This is a genomic window from Marinobacter sp. H13, assembly GCF_059072335.1.
The window spans coordinates 1452282-1469098 of record NZ_JCACRU010000001.1 but is presented as its reverse complement, the minus strand read 5'-3'; the positions used below and the strand labels follow the sequence as shown (position 1 = coordinate 1469098).

At 59.9% G+C, this 16817-nt stretch carries 16 protein-coding genes; 12 read left to right on the top strand and 4 right to left on the bottom strand.

Annotated elements, in window-relative coordinates:
• Positions 1-29 precede the first annotated feature (29 nt).
• A complete protein-coding gene (gene acuR, locus AC5JQH_RS06995) occupies positions 30-671 on the bottom strand; it encodes an acrylate utilization transcriptional regulator AcuR (protein WP_008171034.1) in 642 nt (213 codons plus the stop codon).
• A 277-nt stretch (positions 672-948) separates the two neighbouring features.
• On the opposite strand from acuR, the gene pqqA reads away from it, so the two are divergent.
• From pqqA to AC5JQH_RS06935, 12 genes are all read left to right on the top strand, one after another.
• On the top strand, positions 949-1020 hold the full coding sequence (gene pqqA / locus AC5JQH_RS06990) for a pyrroloquinoline quinone precursor peptide PqqA (protein ID WP_007153157.1): 72 nt from the start codon (positions 949-951) through the stop codon (positions 1018-1020).
• A gap of 53 nt (positions 1021-1073) precedes the next feature.
• Positions 1074-2003 carry a pyrroloquinoline quinone biosynthesis protein PqqB gene (gene pqqB / locus AC5JQH_RS06985; protein ID WP_008171036.1) on the top strand — a complete coding sequence of 310 codons (930 nt, stop codon included), beginning with the start codon at positions 1074-1076 and terminating at the stop codon, positions 2001-2003.
• Positions 2000-2755 (top strand): pyrroloquinoline-quinone synthase PqqC, encoded by a 756-nt coding sequence (gene pqqC, locus AC5JQH_RS06980; protein ID WP_008171038.1) that lies wholly within the window; start codon positions 2000-2002, stop codon positions 2753-2755. The genes pqqB and pqqC overlap by 4 nt, the downstream gene beginning before the upstream one ends.
• On the top strand, positions 2755-3030 hold the full coding sequence (pqqD, locus tag AC5JQH_RS06975; RefSeq protein ID WP_008171040.1) for a pyrroloquinoline quinone biosynthesis peptide chaperone PqqD: 276 nt from the start codon (positions 2755-2757) through the stop codon (positions 3028-3030). Before pqqC ends, pqqD begins: the two co-directional genes overlap by 1 nt.
• Positions 3027-4163 (top strand): pyrroloquinoline quinone biosynthesis protein PqqE, encoded by a 1137-nt coding sequence (gene pqqE / locus AC5JQH_RS06970; protein ID WP_008171042.1) that lies wholly within the window; start codon positions 3027-3029, stop codon positions 4161-4163. The genes pqqD and pqqE overlap by 4 nt, the downstream gene beginning before the upstream one ends.
• Complete coding sequence (locus tag AC5JQH_RS06965; protein WP_493805426.1) at positions 4129-6051, top strand: S9 family peptidase; 1923 nt, start codon at positions 4129-4131, stop codon at positions 6049-6051. Before pqqE ends, AC5JQH_RS06965 begins: the two co-directional genes overlap by 35 nt.
• Before the next feature lie 44 nt (positions 6052-6095).
• Complete coding sequence (ercA, locus tag AC5JQH_RS06960) at positions 6096-7259, top strand: alcohol dehydrogenase-like regulatory protein ErcA (protein WP_053113095.1); 1164 nt, start codon at positions 6096-6098, stop codon at positions 7257-7259.
• Positions 7243-9009 carry a PAS domain-containing hybrid sensor histidine kinase/response regulator gene (locus tag AC5JQH_RS06955; RefSeq protein WP_273157214.1) on the top strand — a complete coding sequence of 589 codons (1767 nt, stop codon included), beginning with the start codon at positions 7243-7245 and terminating at the stop codon, positions 9007-9009. The genes ercA and AC5JQH_RS06955 overlap by 17 nt, the downstream gene beginning before the upstream one ends.
• 115 nt (positions 9010-9124) lie before the next feature.
• Positions 9125-10915 (top strand): CotH kinase family protein, encoded by a 1791-nt coding sequence (locus AC5JQH_RS06950; RefSeq protein ID WP_493805425.1) that lies wholly within the window; start codon positions 9125-9127, stop codon positions 10913-10915.
• Positions 10912-11670, top strand: coding sequence for a polyphosphate polymerase domain-containing protein (locus AC5JQH_RS06945; RefSeq protein WP_092030397.1), 759 nt, complete (start codon positions 10912-10914; stop codon positions 11668-11670). Before AC5JQH_RS06950 ends, AC5JQH_RS06945 begins: the two co-directional genes overlap by 4 nt.
• Positions 11654-12238 carry a DUF4956 domain-containing protein gene (locus AC5JQH_RS06940; protein WP_008171050.1) on the top strand — a complete coding sequence of 195 codons (585 nt, stop codon included), beginning with the start codon at positions 11654-11656 and terminating at the stop codon, positions 12236-12238. Before AC5JQH_RS06945 ends, AC5JQH_RS06940 begins: the two co-directional genes overlap by 17 nt.
• Entirely contained in the window at positions 12228-13352 is a 1125-nt protein-coding gene (locus AC5JQH_RS06935) for an OprO/OprP family phosphate-selective porin (protein WP_092030395.1), read from the top strand. The genes AC5JQH_RS06940 and AC5JQH_RS06935 overlap by 11 nt, the downstream gene beginning before the upstream one ends.
• On the opposite strand, the gene AC5JQH_RS06930 is transcribed toward AC5JQH_RS06935, so the two are convergent.
• Genes AC5JQH_RS06930 through AC5JQH_RS06920 form a run of 3 tightly spaced genes read right to left on the bottom strand, consistent with a single transcriptional unit; the run spans position 13324 to position 16810 of the window.
• Positions 13324-14694, bottom strand: a complete 1371-nt coding sequence (locus AC5JQH_RS06930) for a sensor histidine kinase (RefSeq protein ID WP_273018569.1) — start codon at positions 14692-14694, stop codon at positions 13324-13326. The genes AC5JQH_RS06935 and AC5JQH_RS06930 overlap by 29 nt on opposite strands.
• Positions 14691-15374, bottom strand: coding sequence for a response regulator transcription factor (locus AC5JQH_RS06925; protein ID WP_339622482.1), 684 nt, complete (start codon positions 15372-15374; stop codon positions 14691-14693). Before AC5JQH_RS06925 ends, AC5JQH_RS06930 begins: the two co-directional genes overlap by 4 nt.
• Positions 15332-16810, bottom strand: coding sequence for a response regulator (locus AC5JQH_RS06920; protein ID WP_008171058.1), 1479 nt, complete (start codon positions 16808-16810; stop codon positions 15332-15334). Before AC5JQH_RS06920 ends, AC5JQH_RS06925 begins: the two co-directional genes overlap by 43 nt.
• Between the last annotated feature and the right edge of the window lie 7 nt (positions 16811-16817).

Sequence of the window (16817 nt, the reverse complement as noted above, 5' to 3'; positions counted from 1 at the left end):
GGGTAATGAGGATGGTTTTTCGTCCCGGGTCATGAGCCGCGAAGTAGCGACAAAAATCCCTGGGCGAACCGATCCAGTGGTTCTGGGGATTGATCCAGCTTTGCGCGCAACACCGCGCCCTCCCAACCAATCCAGAAGAAGTGCGCCATCTGATCGCACTTTAGATCCTTGGAAATCTCACCGGCCTGCTGGGCCTCTCTCAATACCCCAGCGGTGCGGCACTCCCAGTCCGTGAAAACGTCCTGTAACAGAACACGGAAACCCTCGGGCAGGGCGGTCATTTCCTGTCCCAGATTGCCGATCAGGCAGCCGCGGCGATACTCGAACCTGGCCATGCCCGTTTTGGCATCCTCAACAAACGCTTCGAGCCGCTGCAGGGGAGTGAGGGCGCGATCTTCAAACCAGCGATCAAATTTGCGCGCAAAATAGCGGCCGTAGGCTTCGATCAGGATCCGGCCGAAGGCTTCTTTATTGTCGAAGTAGTGGTAGAAGGAGCCTTTCGGTACGCCGGCTTTGCGAAGTATTTCGTCGATGCCGGTGGAGGAGTAACCCTTCTCCGTCAGCACTGACAGGCCCACGGTGATGAGCGTTTCCCGGGTATCCCTGAAATCGGCATTTTCAGTCTTCGGGGGGCGGCCCCGTTTTCGCTTGATGTCTGCTGTCTGGTTCATCGTCTTGACTCAATTTAGACCGATCGTCTATTTAATTATCAGAATAAACTAGACTGGTCGTCTAATAAAATCAAGTGAAGTTGCTATGGGGTGCAGCCAGGGCGGAATGGGATTCGCTCTCCCAAGTGGGAGCGATGCTACTTTGTGGTGGCCAAAAACAGTTCCAAAGTACCATATTGGCCCCTTGCCCCGGCCGATAGGATGGGAACTGGGTTATCGGCAATGTCGTTGATTCACCCTCAATGCGCTAACAATCATGACAATAGAGGTGAGCATTATGTGGACCAAACCAGCCTACGAAGATCTCCGCATCGGTTTCGAAGTCACCATGTACTTCGCCAATCGCTGAGTGCTGAAGCGGCCAGCCTCGAGCTGGCCGTTTTGCTTGTGGAGTGACCCACCATGTTGATTCACGTTCTGGGCTCCGCTGCAGGCGGTGGCTTTCCCCAGTGGAACTGTAACTGCGCCAACTGCGACGGCTTCCGGAAGGGTACCCTGAACGCCCGGGCCCGTACCCAGTCTTCCATTGCCATCAGTGAAGACGGCGAGCACTGGATCCTGTTTAACGCGTCCCCCGACATTCGCGCCCAGTTGGCTTCCTTCGAAGCGATGCAGCCGGCACGTGCTTTAAGGGATACCGGCATTGATGCCATTGTGCTGATGGACAGCCAGGTGGACCACACCACCGGCCTGCTGTCCCTGCGCGAGGGTCTTCCGATGGATGTCTGGTGTACCGAACAGGTGCATGAAGACCTCAGCGGTGGTTTTCCGCTGTTCACCATGCTCAAGCACTGGAACGGTGGCCTGAACTGGCAGCGCATCGAGGCATCCGAGCAGACGCCTTTTACCATTCCCTGCGCACCGTCCATCGAGCTGACCGCCATTCCGCTGCTGAGCAACGCACCCCCGTATTCACCGCGCCGGGACAACCCGCATCCGGGCGATAACATTGGCCTGTTCCTGAAAGACACCCGCACCGGTCAGACAGTCCTTTATGCCCCGGGCCTCGGCGAGCCGGACGACCGTATTCTCGGCTGGATGCGCCAGGCCGACGTGCTGATGGTGGACGGGACCGTCTGGCACGACGACGAGATGATCCGCCAGGAAGTAGGCACCAAGACCGGCCAGGCCATGGGTCATCTGGCCCAGAGCGGCCCGGGTGGCATGATCGAGGTGCTCGACACCATGCCGGCCCAGCGCAAGATCCTGATACACATCAACAACACCAACCCGATCCTGAACGAGGACTCCCCGGAGCGGGCGGAGCTGACCCGCCACGGCATCGAGGTGTCCTGGGATGGAATGCACATCGACCTTTCGGGGCAGCCATGAACGCCAAAGCCAACACCGCCATGAACCGGACGGATTTCGAGCAGGCCCTGCGCGCCAAGGGCCAGTACTACCACATCCACCACCCGTACCATAAAGCCATGTACGGCGGGCAGTGCACGCCCGAACAGATCCGCGGCTGGGTGGCCAACCGGTACTACTACCAGATCAAGATTCCCCAGAAAGACTCCGCCATCATGGCCAACTGCCCGGACGCTGGTGTGCGCCGGCTCTGGCTGCAGCGGATTCTGGATCACGATGGCCACGACGGCGATGTCGGCGGCATCGAAGCCTGGTTGTCCCTGGCCGAGGCGGTGGGCCTTAGCCGGGAAGAGGTGATTGACCAGCGCCACGTTTTGCCGGGTGTCCGCTTTGCCGTGGACGCCTACCTGAACTTCGCCCGCCGGGCGACCTGGCAGGAGGCGGCCTGTTCGTCACTGACCGAGCTGTTTGCCCCGGAAATCCACCAGTCCCGACTGGACAGCTGGCCCGCCCACTATCCGTGGATTGAAGAGAGCGGCTACAGCTACTTCCGCAAGCGTCTGTCCGAAGCCAGAAGAGACGTGGAACATGGCCTGACCATTACCCTCGACCACTTCACCACAGAGGCACAGCAGGCCCGGGCCCTGGAGATTCTTCAGTTCAAGCTGGACATCCTCTGGACCATGTTGGATGCCATGACCATGGCCTACGGCCATCGCACCCCGCCGTACCATACCGTGACCGACGAACAGGTCTGGCACCGGGGGCTGTAATGGAGGTGGGTATGAATGAGGTGCCGCGTTTTCGTCGAGGGTTCCGGTTCCAGTGGGAGCCGGCCCAGGAGAGTTATGTGCTGCTTTATCCGGAAGGAATGGTGAAGCTCAATGGCAGTGCCGGTGCCATTCTCAATCAAGTGGACGGCCAGCGTACCGTGGCCGACATCGTCGCCAGTCTGGAGCAGCAGTTCCCCGACGCCGGCCCGCTTGGCAAGGACGTCAGCGAATTTTTGCAGGACGCCCGGCACCAACACTGGATTGAACTGTCATGAGCACGACCAACCCCCACAACGCCGGGCCGCCCCTGTGGCTGCTGGCAGAGCTGACCTATCGCTGCCCGCTGCAATGCCCCTATTGCTCCAATCCGCTGGACTTTGCGCAAACCCAACAGGAGCTGACCACCGAGGAGTGGGTGAGTGTGCTTCGACAGGGCCGCACGATGGGGGCGGCGCAACTGGGTTTTTCCGGCGGCGAGCCCCTGGTCCGCCAGGACCTCGCGGAGCTGATCGCCGAGGCGCGGCACCTGGGGTATTACACCAACCTGATTACTTCAGGGCTGGGCCTGACGGAGGCCAAGGTGGATGCCTTTGCCGAGGCGGGGCTGGATCATATCCAGGTGAGCTTTCAGGCGTCCGATCCGGAACTGAACAACGCCGTGGCCGGCTCCCGAAAGGCCTTTGACCAGAAGCTGGCCTTGGCCCGGGCGGTGAAGGAAGCCGGCTATCCCATGGTGCTCAACTTCGTGATCCACCGCCACAACATCCACCAGATGAACGACATCATGGATTTGTGCGAGCGCCTGGGGGCGGACTACGTCGAGCTGGCCACCTGCCAGTATTACGGCTGGGCCTTCGAAAACCGGGAAGGGTTGATGCCTTCCAAAGCGCAGCTGGTGAAGGCAGAGCAGGAAGTGAACCGGTACCGGGAACGGCTGCAGCAATCCGGTTCGGCCATGAAGCTGATCTTTGTGACACCGGACTATTACGAAGAGCGCCCGAAAGCCTGTATGAACGGCTGGGGTAATCTGTTCCTGACCGTGGCCCCGGATGGCACCGCACTGCCGTGCCACAGCGCCCGTTTGCTGCCCATCGACTTTCCCAATGTCCGAGACATGGATCTGCAAAACATCTGGTACGACAGCCCGGGGTTCAACCACTACCGCGGCGACACCTGGATGCCCGAGCCTTGCCGTTCCTGCGATGAGAAGGAGAAGGACTTCGGTGGCTGTCGCTGTCAGGCCTATCTTTTGACGGGCAAAGCGGATAACGCAGATCCAGTATGCAGCAAATCGTCGTATCATGATCGAATACTGGCAGCGAGGAAAGCTGCCGATCATGCCACGGCCGGCCTGACTGAACTGGTATATCGAAATGCGGATAATTCACGGCTTTTCTTCCGGGGTTAACAACTCCGCCATCAAGCCTGCACTGGTCGGCCATCACCACGACAAAACGGTACTGAGTGCCTACGAGGCCTGCTCGGCGCATGTCCAGCGTGGGGAACTTGCGGTGGCCCCGGCGGGTGTGTTCTGGCTGGAGACGGATCCGGCACGCGGCTGCAATACGCTCTGGCACCTTTCCGATCAGGGGCCTGTTCGCCTTGGACCTGATGATCTTGGCATCCGCAGCCGGGTAAATGGCTATGGTGGTGGCGCCCTGGCGGCTGCCGACAGCGGTGTGTTCGTGGTTGGCGAGGATCAACAGATACGGTTTGTCAGTCTGCCCGACGGCCAGTGCCACAACCTGACCGATGACCCCGGAGCGGCCTATGGTGGGTTGGTCGCTGACCAGTCCCGTCGACGGGTGCTCGCGGTACGGGAAGCAGAGGGCAAGCAGCAGCTGGTTGCCGTCTCCATGCTGGGCGAGCGTTCGGTGCTTCATTCCGGCCTGGATTTTTACAGCGCGCCGGCGGTCTCGGCCGATGGCAGTCAGGTTGCCTGGACCAGCTGGCAGTTGCCGGATATGCCCTGGCTGCGTTCACGGCTGTGGACCGCAAATTGCTCTGAAGATGGATTGCTGGATCAAGGCCGGGAATGGCCCACACCTTCTGAGGCGTCGGTACAGCAGCCGGTGTTCGATGGCAACCAACTCTGGGTTTTGTCAGACCACGGGGGTTGGTGGCAACCCTGGCATATTGATACTTCGGGCGAGGGCGCTTGGCACGCCACCGAATCGCCAGCCCGGGATCATGGCAACGCGCCCTGGCAGTTGGGTGAATCCCACCACTGCCCGACAGGCAGTGGCAGTTGGGCCCGGGTTCGTTACTGCAATGGGACCGGCGAGCTCTGGCTAAGCTCCGGCGAAACGGGTGAAGCAATCCGGGTTGCCCGGGGCTTTGGCGACTTCCGATGTCTGCAGTCGGCTGGCGAGCATCTTTACTGCATCGGGCGAGCCGCCACCCGCCTGGACGCGGTCCTCCAGATTGATCTCGAGACCGGCCAGGCCCGCACCATTGCCGGGGGCGAGGAGGCCATGCCAGAGCCGCGGGCGGCACTGCCGCTGGATATCGAGATTCCGGCTCTGAACCCGGGTGAAGCTTCTATCCACGGATTTTTCTACACTCCGAAGCTGGCCACGCCAGATGTCCCTCCACTGATTCTGATTGCTCACGGAGGACCCACTTCGGCGGCCTATCCGGTGTTCAATCCCCAGGTTCAGTACTGGTGTCAGCGGGGCTTTGCCGTCGCTGAAATCAACTATCGAGGCAGCACCGGCTTTGGTCGTGAGTTCCGCCTGGCCCTGGAAGGTCGGTGGGGTGACGTGGATGTCGCGGATATGGAACGGGCGGCAGACCACCTTGCCTCCTTCGGCCTGGCTGATGGGAGACGGGTGTTTATCCAGGGTCGCAGCTCCGGGGGTTACACGGCCCTGATGGCGATGATCCGGAGCAGGCGTTTCACCGCTGGCGCGAGCATGTTCGGCGTAACGGATCCCATGCGTTTACGGGCCATGACCCATCGGTTTGAATCCGGTTATCTGGATTGGCTACTGGGGTCGCCAGAAAAATACCCGGAGCGGTGGCAGGAGAGAACGCCCCTGTTGCACGCCGAACGCATTACCGCGCCCATGATCTTTTTCCAGGGCGGACAGGACCGGGTTGTGGTGCCTGAGCAGACCCGGGCAATGACCGAGGCCATGAAAGCCGCGGGCAGGGCGCCGGAGCTGCACTGGTTTGAAGACGAGGGGCATGGTTTCCGGCGCCAGGCCAACCAGGCAGGTATGCTCGAATGGATGTTCAGCTTCTACCGAAAGCATAGCCAAAAGGCCAATGATCACGCGGAGAACTTGAGTTAAACTCTCGGCTATTCCTATAACAACAAGCGGTCGAGTGCAGTCTGATGAGTCACGATATATCCAGCTTGCGAAAGTTTGTCTCACCGGAAATCGTGTTTGGTGCCGGCTCCCGGAAGTCCGTGGCCAACTTCGCCAGTAATTTCGGTGCCCGGCATGTCTTTCTGGTGTCCGATCCGGGTGTGGCTGCCGCCGGTTGGGTCGATGAGATCGTGACGCTGCTGACCGATGCAGGTATCCGCTCCACCGTTTATACCGGTGTTTCACCAAACCCCAAGGTGGATGAGGTGATGACCGGGGCCGAGCTTTACAAATCCAGTGAATGTGATGTCATTGTCGCCATCGGTGGCGGCAGCCCCATGGACTGCGCCAAGGGCATCGGTATCGTGGCCACTCACGGTCGCAGCATCCTGGAGTTCGAGGGCGTCGATACCATCACCAACCCGTCACCGCCTCTGATACTGATTCCCACCACGGCAGGTACCTCGGCGGATGTGTCCCAGTTTGCGATCATTTCCGACCCCAACCGCCGGTTCAAATTCTCGATCATCAGCAAGGCCGTAGTGCCGGATGTTTCCCTGATCGATCCGGAAGTGACCGAGACCATGGATGCCTACCTCACCGCCTGCACCGGGGTGGATGCCCTGGTGCATGCCATTGAGGCTTACGTGTCGACTGGCAGCGGCCCGCTGACCGATACCCATGCCCTGGAGGCAATCCGGTTAATCAACCGGAATCTCGAGCCGCTGGTGGACAACACGGCAGATCCCTATCTCCGGGAGCAGATCATGCTGGCCTCCATGCAGGCGGGGCTGGCCTTCTCCAATGCCATTCTCGGGGCAGTACACGCCATGTCCCATAGCCTGGGTGGTTTCCTGGATTTGCCCCATGGTCTGTGTAATGCGCTGCTGCTGGAGCACGTGGTGGCTTACAACTTCCAGTCTGCCGAAGATCGTTTCCGCCGCGTTGCCGAAGCCATGGATATCGATACCCGGGGTATGAACAAAGCGGAAATCAAGAAGCGGCTGATGAACCGTATTGTGGAGCTCAAGCGGCGGGTCGGTCTGGAGGCCCGTCTTGCCCAGCTGGGTGTTTCGGTGTCCGACATTCCCCACCTGTCCGGCTTTGCGTTGCAGGACCCGTGCATTCTCACCAACCCCCGGAAGTCGTCGCTGCGGGATGTCCAGGTTGTCTATGAAGAAGCCCTCTGACATCAAGGATGGCGAACAGGACAGTAGCTACGGAATTGGCGATCTTCTCGGGCTGGGCAGCCAGTCCGTCCGCAAGAACTATTACCCGGCTCTGCAGGAACGCATTGACGAGCTGGAGCAGGAACGCAACCGCTACAAATGGCTGTTCGAGAACGCCCTGCACGGTATCTTCCAGGCCAACCTGCGGGGCGGCTTTCTGGCCTGCAACCCGGCGATGGCGAGAATCTGCGGTTATGACAGCCCCGAGGCGCTCACGGAAAAGGTCATCCGGCTCCGTGAACAGTTGTTCTGCAGTTCCAGTGAATTCGATGCCATACGGCAGGAGCTTCTCAACGAGGGCAGCCTGAGTGCCCGGGAAACCCGTTTCCAGCGTGCTGATCGCACGCCGGTCCACGTTGCTGTCACCCTGCTGCGACGCCCGGACCTCGGACCGGAAGTGGTGGAAGCCTTCGTTGCCGACATTACCGAGCGAGTGTTGGCCCGGCAGAAACTGGAGCAGTTGAACGCCACCCTCGAGCGGCGCGTGGAAGAGCGGACCGAAGCACTGCAGAATGCCAATGTGGGCCTGCGCTACCAGATTGAGGAGCGCGAGAAGGTTGAGCGCGAGCTCTTTGTTGCCATGGAAGCCGCCAAAGAGGCCAACCGCAGCAAGGATAAATATCTCGCGGCGGCCAGCCATGACCTGCTCCAGCCCCTGAATGCAGCCCGGCTGATGATATCCGCGCTCCAGGACAGCACGCTGCCGGAACAGGAAACCCGCATGGTGCACCAGGTACATCGGGCTCTGGAGGGCGCCGAAGACCTGCTGGCGGACCTGCTGGATATCTCCAAGCTCGACCAGCAGGCAATGAAGCCTGATCTGGTTTATACCGATGTGGCCGCCCTGGCCAGATCCCTCGGGGAGGAGTTCGAGGCCGTTGCCAGCAATGCCGGCCTCGGGTTCCGGGTACGCACCATTCCGGCGATGGTGCGAACAGATCAGCGCATGCTGACCCGTATCCTCCGAAATCTTCTCAGCAATGCCTTCCGGTACACCCGCAAGGGCGGTGTTGTCATGGCGTTGAGATCCCGCGGCGACCGTCTGCGGATTGAAGTCTGGGATACCGGTGTTGGCATCGAGGAAGACAAGCTGCGGGACATTTTCACCGAGTTTCACCAGCTGTTGCCCCAGGGCACCGGCGGCCGGCAGGGTGTGGGCCTGGGGCTGGCCATCGTGGAACGGATGGTTCGGGTGCTGGGGTACGACATTGATGTGTCATCACGGCCCGGTCGTGGCTCCCGCTTCGTGCTGACCCTGCCGCTTGAACCCGCTCAGGCCAGACCGGATATGGCCCGTACAGATTCGCTCCAGAATTTCGCCGATGGCTTTGACGGTGTGCCGGTGCTGGTGATCGACAACGAGCCGGCGGTTCTGGAGAGCATGCAGTTGCTGCTGGAGCGTTGGGGCTGTGATGTGCTCACAGCCGCCAGCAAGGCAGAGGCCGTGGAGGCTCTCGAGCAAACCGGCCAGATACCGGCCCTTATCCTTGCGGACTATCACCTGAACAATGAGCGAACCGGTTACGATGCAGTTCACGGGGTTCGCCGCCACCTTGGTCGTGATATTCCCGCCGCCATCATTACCGCAGATCGCAGCGATGACACCCGCAAGATACTGCGCGCCCAGTACCTGCCAATACTGAACAAGCCGGTGAAACCGAACCGGCTCAGGGCCCTGATGACCAGCCTGCTGACCTCTGCCTCGGCCTGACCCCTTCTCGCCAGTCCTGTAAGACCTTCTTACATACACTCTGAAGCGCTTCGCGAAATACTCCCTCAACCGGTCTCCGATACCGGCAGGTTTCAAACATCTGAGGGAGTAACAGATGAAAACAACAACGATTGGCCGGAAAGCCGGCAGTGGATTTGGGCATTGGTGGCTGGCAATGATCGGCGCTGTGCTGTTGGCCGGTTGCGGCGGTGGGGGCGGCGAGACGGAGGTGTCCAGCCCCTCGGATTTCGAACCCCCGGCGGAGCCCGTGAACATAGGGGGCGATGCCGAGCTTTATGATCCCGAGCGGCTGATTGATGTGTCGGTCACCATGAGCTCCGCCGATTTCAGCAAACTGAAATCGGAAGCCCGAACCCTGGCCAGCACCGACCGGGAATGTGTGCCCGAGTTCGAATACACGGAATTCACGGCCAGCGTCACCATCGACGGTGACCGTATGGACCGGGTGATCGTGCGCAAGAAGGGCTACATGGGCTCCCTGAGCCCCAGTATCCCCTCTCTCAAGCTGGACTTTAACGATCTCTGGCCTGGCCGCACCTATCAGAACATGACCCGGATGACCCTGAACAATAACCGCCAGGACCCCTCCAATGCCCGCCAGTGCATGGCCTATGACCAGTTTCGGCAGGCCGGGCTCGCGGCGCCGAAATGCAATTACGCCAGAGTGTCTGTCAATGGCGAGGATCTGGGTGTGTTTACCAATGTCGAGCCTATCAAGAAGCCCTTTCTGGCACGGGTATTCGGGGACGACGACGGTAACCAGTACGAAGCCCAAACGGCGGACTTCGGTACCTGGCTGAGCGAACGTTTTGAGAAAAAGACCAACGAAAAAGAAAACGACCGAACTGACCTGCAGGCCGTTACCGATGCTCTGGCCTTGCCCGATGAGCAGATGGTGAATGTATTGCCGCAGCTGGTGGATGTGGATGAATTCATCCGGTTCTGGGCGGTGGAAACCCTGTTGGGCGCCTGGGATTCCGCCACTGGCAACGCCAACAATTTCCACATCTATCGGGACCCCGGAGACGGCCTGTTCCATTTTATTCCCTGGGGCGCTGATACGGCCTTTCGTGGGGCGCATCCCCTGAAGCCGCTCACGGGGGTGCTATACCGCAACTTCTCGCTGGCGGACCGGCTTTTCAGCATTCCCGAGTACCGGGCGCGCTATGAGGCCGAGCTTGAAGACCTGCTGGCCACCCAGTGGGATGAGGCCGATTTGCTGTCGGAAGTGGAGCGGATACGTGAACTCACCGGCACCAGCGCGGAGGCGACGGCCAGCCTGAATGCCTTCATTGGTGGCCGCGGCGTGGCCGGTGATGACGATTTCCGGCCTGCGCGTCGAGCTGTTATTGAACAGGCCATCGCCGAGGAGACGCCCTCCGGGGAAGTGTACCGGCTTGCGGACACGCAACCGGATTGCAGCGTGCCGGCGACAACCAGCCTGACCGGCACCATCAAGTCCGAGGACGGTGCCGACACAGGTGCCTTCCGCTTCACGCTGCCCGGAGGTCGGGCGGTGAACGCGAGCCTGACTTTTGCCGCCTTCGAGGTGGACAGCCTGGTTTACTCGGTTGATCGCGAATCAAAGCCGGCGGTGATCAGCCTCCTGCTGATTGGCGCGGATATCAACGACAACTTCACGCCCTATGTGCTGCAACTGTTTATCGAGGCATCCGATTACGTGCCGGGCACACACGAGTTCCATGGCTTTGCCACCAACGCTCTGTTGTTTGAGGTGGATGAAAGCCAGCCCGGGGATGTGCGCACCCTGGCCCTTGGCGCAGAGGGCAGTATTACTGTCATCGGGGTGGGATCCGGGGCCAGTGAGGGCGACGTGGAACTGAGCCTGAACGCCACCCTGGAATACGATTCGGCGATTCGATGAACATGGCTGTCGCCAGCCCGCTGGAAGGATTCCGCGGGCATTGTCTGGCCGAACAGATGCAGGCCCGTTTGATGAATCGGGTCGACACCAAGTTTCTGGTGCCTGCATACCTGCTGGATGCCTGTCTGCGTGGATTGGAGCACCATTACTCCATCCTGGAGATCGACGGGCGCCGGCGGTTCACCTACGACACCCTGTATTTCGATACACCGGAACGCCAGCTTTACCTGGATCACCACAACGGCAAGTTGAACCGGTTCAAGCTCCGTATCCGGCACTACCGTGAAACCGGGGACAGCTTCCTGGAGGTCAAGAAAAAGAACAACAGGGAGAGAACCATCAAGAACCGTTTGCCGCTGACATCGCAAACCGTTGCGAGCAGCCGGGTGGTCCCTTTCCTTGAAGAGCAATTGGGCCGACCGGTGGCAGGGATGCTGCCGGCTCTTTTTGTCGGCTACCGCCGGATGACCTTCATGAGCGCACGGGGGACCGAGCGTATTACGGTGGATACAGGGCTGGGTTTTCACTCGGCCGACCGTCGCAGCGGTCTGTGCCTGCCTGATGTTGCCGTTTTCGAGGTCAAGTACGATCGCAAGGTCCCATATTCCCCTTTCCTGGAACGTCTTGGTCAGCTCGGCTGCCGCCCCGTGCAGTTCAGCAAATACTGCATCGGCACAAGCCTGTTGTTCGGCCACGAATGCAAAACCAATCGCTTCAAACCGCTGTTAAGGAGACTTCATGGAATCTGCTGTTGATGTCCATTTTGCGATCCGGCTTTTGATCAATACCGCCTCCGTGTTTGTGCTGATTCGCTGCTACTACGCGTTTTCCCGTCACCGGGAGAATGCCGCCTCGTTCATTCTTTTTGGTGTCGGCGTTTTCCTGGTGACCGCATTGCTGCATTCGGTCACCGTCACCATGGGCTTTGCCTTCGGTCTGTTCGCCGTTTTCTCGATGCTCCGGTACCGAACCGAAGCCCTGGGCATAAAGGAAATGACCTACCTGTTTCTGGTGATCGCCATGGCCCTGCTGGCAGCAGTTGGCAACATGCACCACCTGGAGCTGGTGTTTCTGAACCTGCTGGTCATTGTTCTGGCGCTGGTGCTCGAAACCCGTGTGCTTTTGCCGCGACACAGTGAGAGAGAGGTGGAGTACGAAAAGATAGAGAACGTTCACCGGGACCGCCGGGAGTTGCTCATTGCGGACCTGCGAGAGCGCACCGGTCTGGATGTGTTCCGGGTGGATGTGGTGTCTGTCAGCTATCTGAGGGACACCGCCATGCTACGTATGCACTTTCGTCAGGAGGCCGATCATGCTCGCTGAGCTGAAATGGGCGTGGCTGGTGATCGGTCTGACACTGGCGTTCATGTTACAGCCTCTGCTCGCTGTGGCTTCCCCTGTCGAGGCAGAATTGGGTGGTTACGTCGCCGCCGGTGTTGACCATTACGGGTCATTTTATGATGAAGACGGTGGGCACAGCACAACCCGGGGCGTCCTGAGAAACGCGAAACTTGAACTGGAGCTGGCCTTGGGCAAGCGCTGGGAAGCAGAGCTGGATGGCAGTTATAAGATTGAAGGTGACAAGAAAGAGCTGGATCTGGGCGATGCCTATCTCCTGTATGACGGGGAAAGCCGTTTCGAGGCTCAAATTGGGCGCTTCAAGGAGCCTTTCGGCCTGGAACGCCTCGCCAGCTACACCAGCCTGAACACCAGCGAGCGTTCTCTGGTGACCTCGGCGTTCGCACCGGGGCGTTCCATCGGTGTTATGGCGGGGCAGTACCGCAAACGCGGCACCTGGTCCCTGGGCCTGTTCACCGATGAGCCCGATGGTGGCTCGACTCACGCCATAACCGCGAGACTGACCCGTGCCCCCATTCGTTCAGAAAGCCAGACCCTGCATCTGGGCGCCGCGGCCTCTTATCGTGATCTCGGCGACAGCCGCTTTCAGATCAAGGATGAGGGGGAGGTGTTCAGTGCCGACAATGTCATCCGCAGCCCACGATTCGAGGCCGGTGATGCCTGGCTGGCAGGTCTAGAGGCCGCCTGGCTTTATCATCGTCTGACCCTCGTGGCGGAGGCCATGGCTCAGAGCGTGCGTCGAACCGACGGGTCACGCTGGCAGTTCGGTGGCGCTTACCTTCAGGCCGGTGTGTTCCTGACCGATGATCGGCGCTATTACAGACGGGGTGAGTTTGACCGGATAGAGCCCCGGCACCGGGCGGGCGCCCTCGAGCTGGTCGCACGGCACAGTGCTGTGGACCTGAGAGAGCGGAACTTGGGCGCCGAGGCGAGCGTGACGCTGCTGGGTCTTGCCTGGTATCTGGGCGAGTTGTTCCAGCTGCGCCTGAATTACCTGATGCCGGATATTCGCGGCAATACCCTGATGGCCGTGCCGGACGGAGACGCTGTTACCCTGCGTGCTGTGCTGCGGTTCTAGGCAGCGTGAGGGTCACCTGCGTCCACTGGCCGGGTTCGCTGGTAATCGACATGTTGCCTTTGTGATGGCGCATGATGGTCTGACAGATACTGAGGCCCAACCCCAGGTTGTCCGGTGTATCACTGGTGGAATAGAACGGATCAGTGAGCCGCTTGATATCGTCTGGCGCGATACCCTGGCCGTTGTCCCGAATTACGATTCGATGGGCACTGTCAGAGCTTTCGGCGGTTATCTCGATTTTTCCGGGCTGCCGGTTTTTGCTCACGGCAGAGACGCCATTGAGCAGCAGGTTAACGAACACCTGGGTCAGGGCAGATGGATAGCAGGGAACGGTCGTTCCCTCCGGAATGTCAGTCTGAAGCTCGACACCTCGTAGCTGATGCTGGCAGAAGCGGGTGGCGGTGGTCACCAGTTTGCCGAGGTCTGCCGTTTCCAGGCTGTGTTCAGGGACGGGGCGGGAAAACTCGATCAGGTCAGACACAATATCGGCAATGCGTTTCTGGTGGGTGCTGGCGTCGGTCAGGGCGTCTGCGACCTCGACATCCCGGTTTACCGAGTTGGCAAAATCCACGGCCTGGCTGGCGCAGTTCAACGGGTTCATGATCTCGTGCAGCAGCCCCTTGGCCATATGGCTCAGGGCCTGATGTTTCTGTTCCTGGGCCAGTCTTTCTTCCGTTGATTTCAGGGTTTCCAAAGTGCGGGAAAGTTGTCGATTCCGGTCTCGGAGCAGGAATTGGAGCGCCAGCAGGTTGCGCAGGAACTGCGACAGGAACCAGGCCGATAGCGGTGCGACCACCAGGCACATCAGAATCAGCCAGTTGGTCAGAATGCCGATCAGGGTGTCGCTTACCTGAGTGCTGTCGACCGCCACGAACGTGGCGAGTACCAGCAGTGTCAGGTTGATCAGGATAATCACGCTGGTGTGGAACAGGGACAGGGTAATGATGCCCACGGAGCTGATGAAAAAGAACAAGCCCACGATGGGAGCGAGCGACGCGCCCGTTGTCATGTATCCCAGGTAGCTGAACGCCGCCATGTTGAAAAACACCAGGTAGACAATCATCGGCGCTGACCGGCGCAGGCGCGTGAACCGGTGAGCGGCGATCAGACCGGTCAGAATCGCGGTGTAGATGAGGTAGATACCGAATACGTCCGGTGCATCCGGGTTCAGGGCCAGGCCCCCGAGAAACAGCAGGGTACCGATAAAGGCAATCACCAGGTAAACGTCGGCGAACAGGGGCAGCACCCGGTACCGATACTGGGTGTGGTAGAAGCGTTCGAAGCGTCGCTGTCGGTAGGCGGGCAGCTGGCGGATCTGATCCATCCCGGAAAGCAGTTTCACTCGGCGGCTCCGTGTTGGTGTCGTTGCATAAAGAGAATGAGCTCGGGCAGGCGCTCGAAGCCCAATTTCACGAAAATCCGGTCCTTGTAGGAATGCACCGTCTTGCAGGAAACGCCAAGCCTGCCTGCAATATCGCGTACCGGCAGCCGGCTGGCCATCAGCTGTGCCACTTCCCGCTCCCGTCCGGACAAGGCCTGATAGGCGAGCATGGCGGCCGGTGCTGGTTCCTGCTGCCAGTTACCGACATAAACCTGCCCGTTTCGAATGTAGAACAGCGTCTTGATCAACTCCTGTACTGGCTGGTCCTTGGACACCACGGCCTTGATGCCTGCTTCCAGATAGATCGCCATCCGCCCGCTGCTGACCGGCGTGTCCGATATCAGCAGCACGGACAATGACGGATTCACCGCCAATGCATGCTCGGCGATGGTGAGCCCGTCGTTGTCCTGCAGGTTTTCCTCAATCAGCAGTACCGAAGGGGTGGCCCTCTTTAGCCGATTGAGCGTTGCCACTCCGGTCTCCGATTCGCCAACCAGCTCGACCTCATCGTGCAAGAGGATCTGGAATAGCAGGCTGTCACGGAGCAGTCGCTGCCCCATGGTGACGTACAACCTGAGCCTGCGCTGACCTGACGCCATCAGTCTGCCCTGGCCGGCAGATGGAGACTCAATCGAAGACACTGGTCGCCTCCGGTCACGTCGATATCGCCAGCAAGCAGTCGGGTGCTTACGAAGAGCATCAGAAGAGCGCTCTGCTGCTCCAGCAGGGGGCGGGAGAGGCGGGTGATTGGCGCCAGCAGATGGCTGTACATGTGAAGTGGGCTGGCGCTGGCGACCATGAGGCCGCTTTCGGTCCGGGTCAATTCCAGAGCAGAGCGCTCCAGCCCGGAGGCCTTCATCAGGGTTGCCAGTGCCTGGCAAAGGGCCATCAACGGTGTTTGTGTTTCGCTCGTGCCTGCCGGGTTCTCCAAGGCGTTCGCGAGAGCCTGGTCAAAGGCTTGCCGGTTCTGGATGCCGTGCACGTGGCCTGGCTGAAGGGTGCTGAGCTGCCTGCCCGCCATTCCGGCAAAGTCTCTTACAAGATCATGCTCAAGCGCGGTTTCCCGGCTTGCGCGCAGATGGGGTGGCTGGGCAGGAAGTGTGCGAACGGTTGCCAGGGCATCCAGAAAGTCGGCGGTGATCGGTTCGCCGGTAAAACCGTCCACTCGCTCGTTTAGATGTTCAAGCAGTCTGGCTCGTCGTTGCTGGCGAAGCTCCGCGAACTGTTGTTCTGCAATTGAGCGTGAACGGTCTCTTGCAGAGACCAGGGTGCGATGTTGGACAAGAGCCTTGCGGAAGAGCGACAGCAATTCGGCTGCGTTCCATGGCTTCTTCTGATAGCGGAAGATCCGGCCCTCGTTAACTGCATCCATGGCCACATCAACCTCGCCCCAGGCTGACGTGAGAATTCGGACAATTGTCGGGTGCGACTGGCGTAGTTCGTCCAGCAGCTCTTTGCCATGCATCCCGGGCATTCTCTGGTCTGTCATCACCACCGCGACATCGCTGTCTTTCTGCAACACGAGCTGAGCCTCTTCTGCACTGATGGCGCTCAGCACGCGGAATTCGTCCTGCATGCGCTCCAACTGCCTCGACAGATAACGGGTGGCAGTCGGTTCGTCATCCACGATCAGAATCGCCGGTTTGGGGCCCTCGTGGGCCTCGCTGGTATCCGGAGAGAAGGTTTGTCCTTCGCGGGTAAGCGCGGCTGTGAGCACGTGCGACCGGATAACATCGGGATTGACCGGCTGTTCGAAGCAGCGATCGACCAGCTGATGGTCGAGCAGTTTCACGAGGAGGTTCAGCGCAATGGCATCTCCTATGAGGATCTTCAGAATCCGGGGGTGGTGGTCCCTGGCCCGTGCCAGTAGCGACGACTCAAGATAGTCATCAGCGCGGTTCGGAAGCAGAACGATGGCGGTGGGTATGGTGGCGGCCGAGGGCAGGTAGTCGAGTGCCCCCTGGTCAGTGGCGAACGCGTGAATAACGAAATCGCTGGCAAACAAGGTTTCGAAGTGCTGTCGGTCCTGGTCGTCGTCATACCGGAGAAGGATCTCCGCCGCTCCGCTGGTCGCCATGATTACT

Bases quoted from the DNA above. Each gene is read 5' to 3' on its own strand.
- acuR (WP_008171034.1), bottom strand. From the start codon at position 671: ATGAACCAGACAGCAGACATCAAGCGAAAACGGGGCCGCCCCCCGAAG.
- pqqB (WP_008171036.1), top strand. From the start codon at position 1,074: ATGTTGATTCACGTTCTGGGCTCCGCTGCAGGCGGTGGCTTTCCCCAG.
- pqqC (WP_008171038.1), top strand. From the start codon at position 2,000: ATGAACGCCAAAGCCAACACCGCCATGAACCGGACGGATTTCGAGCAG.
- pqqD (WP_008171040.1), top strand. From the start codon at position 2,755: ATGGAGGTGGGTATGAATGAGGTGCCGCGTTTTCGTCGAGGGTTCCGG.
- pqqE (WP_008171042.1), top strand. From the start codon at position 3,027: ATGAGCACGACCAACCCCCACAACGCCGGGCCGCCCCTGTGGCTGCTG.
- AC5JQH_RS06965 (WP_493805426.1), top strand. From the start codon at position 4,129: ATGCGGATAATTCACGGCTTTTCTTCCGGGGTTAACAACTCCGCCATC.
- ercA (WP_053113095.1), top strand. From the start codon at position 6,096: ATGAGTCACGATATATCCAGCTTGCGAAAGTTTGTCTCACCGGAAATC.
- AC5JQH_RS06955 (WP_273157214.1), top strand. From the start codon at position 7,243: ATGAAGAAGCCCTCTGACATCAAGGATGGCGAACAGGACAGTAGCTAC.
- AC5JQH_RS06950 (WP_493805425.1), top strand. From the start codon at position 9,125: ATGAAAACAACAACGATTGGCCGGAAAGCCGGCAGTGGATTTGGGCAT.
- AC5JQH_RS06945 (WP_092030397.1), top strand. From the start codon at position 10,912: ATGAACATGGCTGTCGCCAGCCCGCTGGAAGGATTCCGCGGGCATTGT.
- AC5JQH_RS06940 (WP_008171050.1), top strand. From the start codon at position 11,654: ATGGAATCTGCTGTTGATGTCCATTTTGCGATCCGGCTTTTGATCAAT.
- AC5JQH_RS06935 (WP_092030395.1), top strand. From the start codon at position 12,228: ATGCTCGCTGAGCTGAAATGGGCGTGGCTGGTGATCGGTCTGACACTG.
- AC5JQH_RS06920 (WP_008171058.1), bottom strand. From the start codon at position 16,810: ATGGCGACCAGCGGAGCGGCGGAGATCCTTCTCCGGTATGACGACGAC.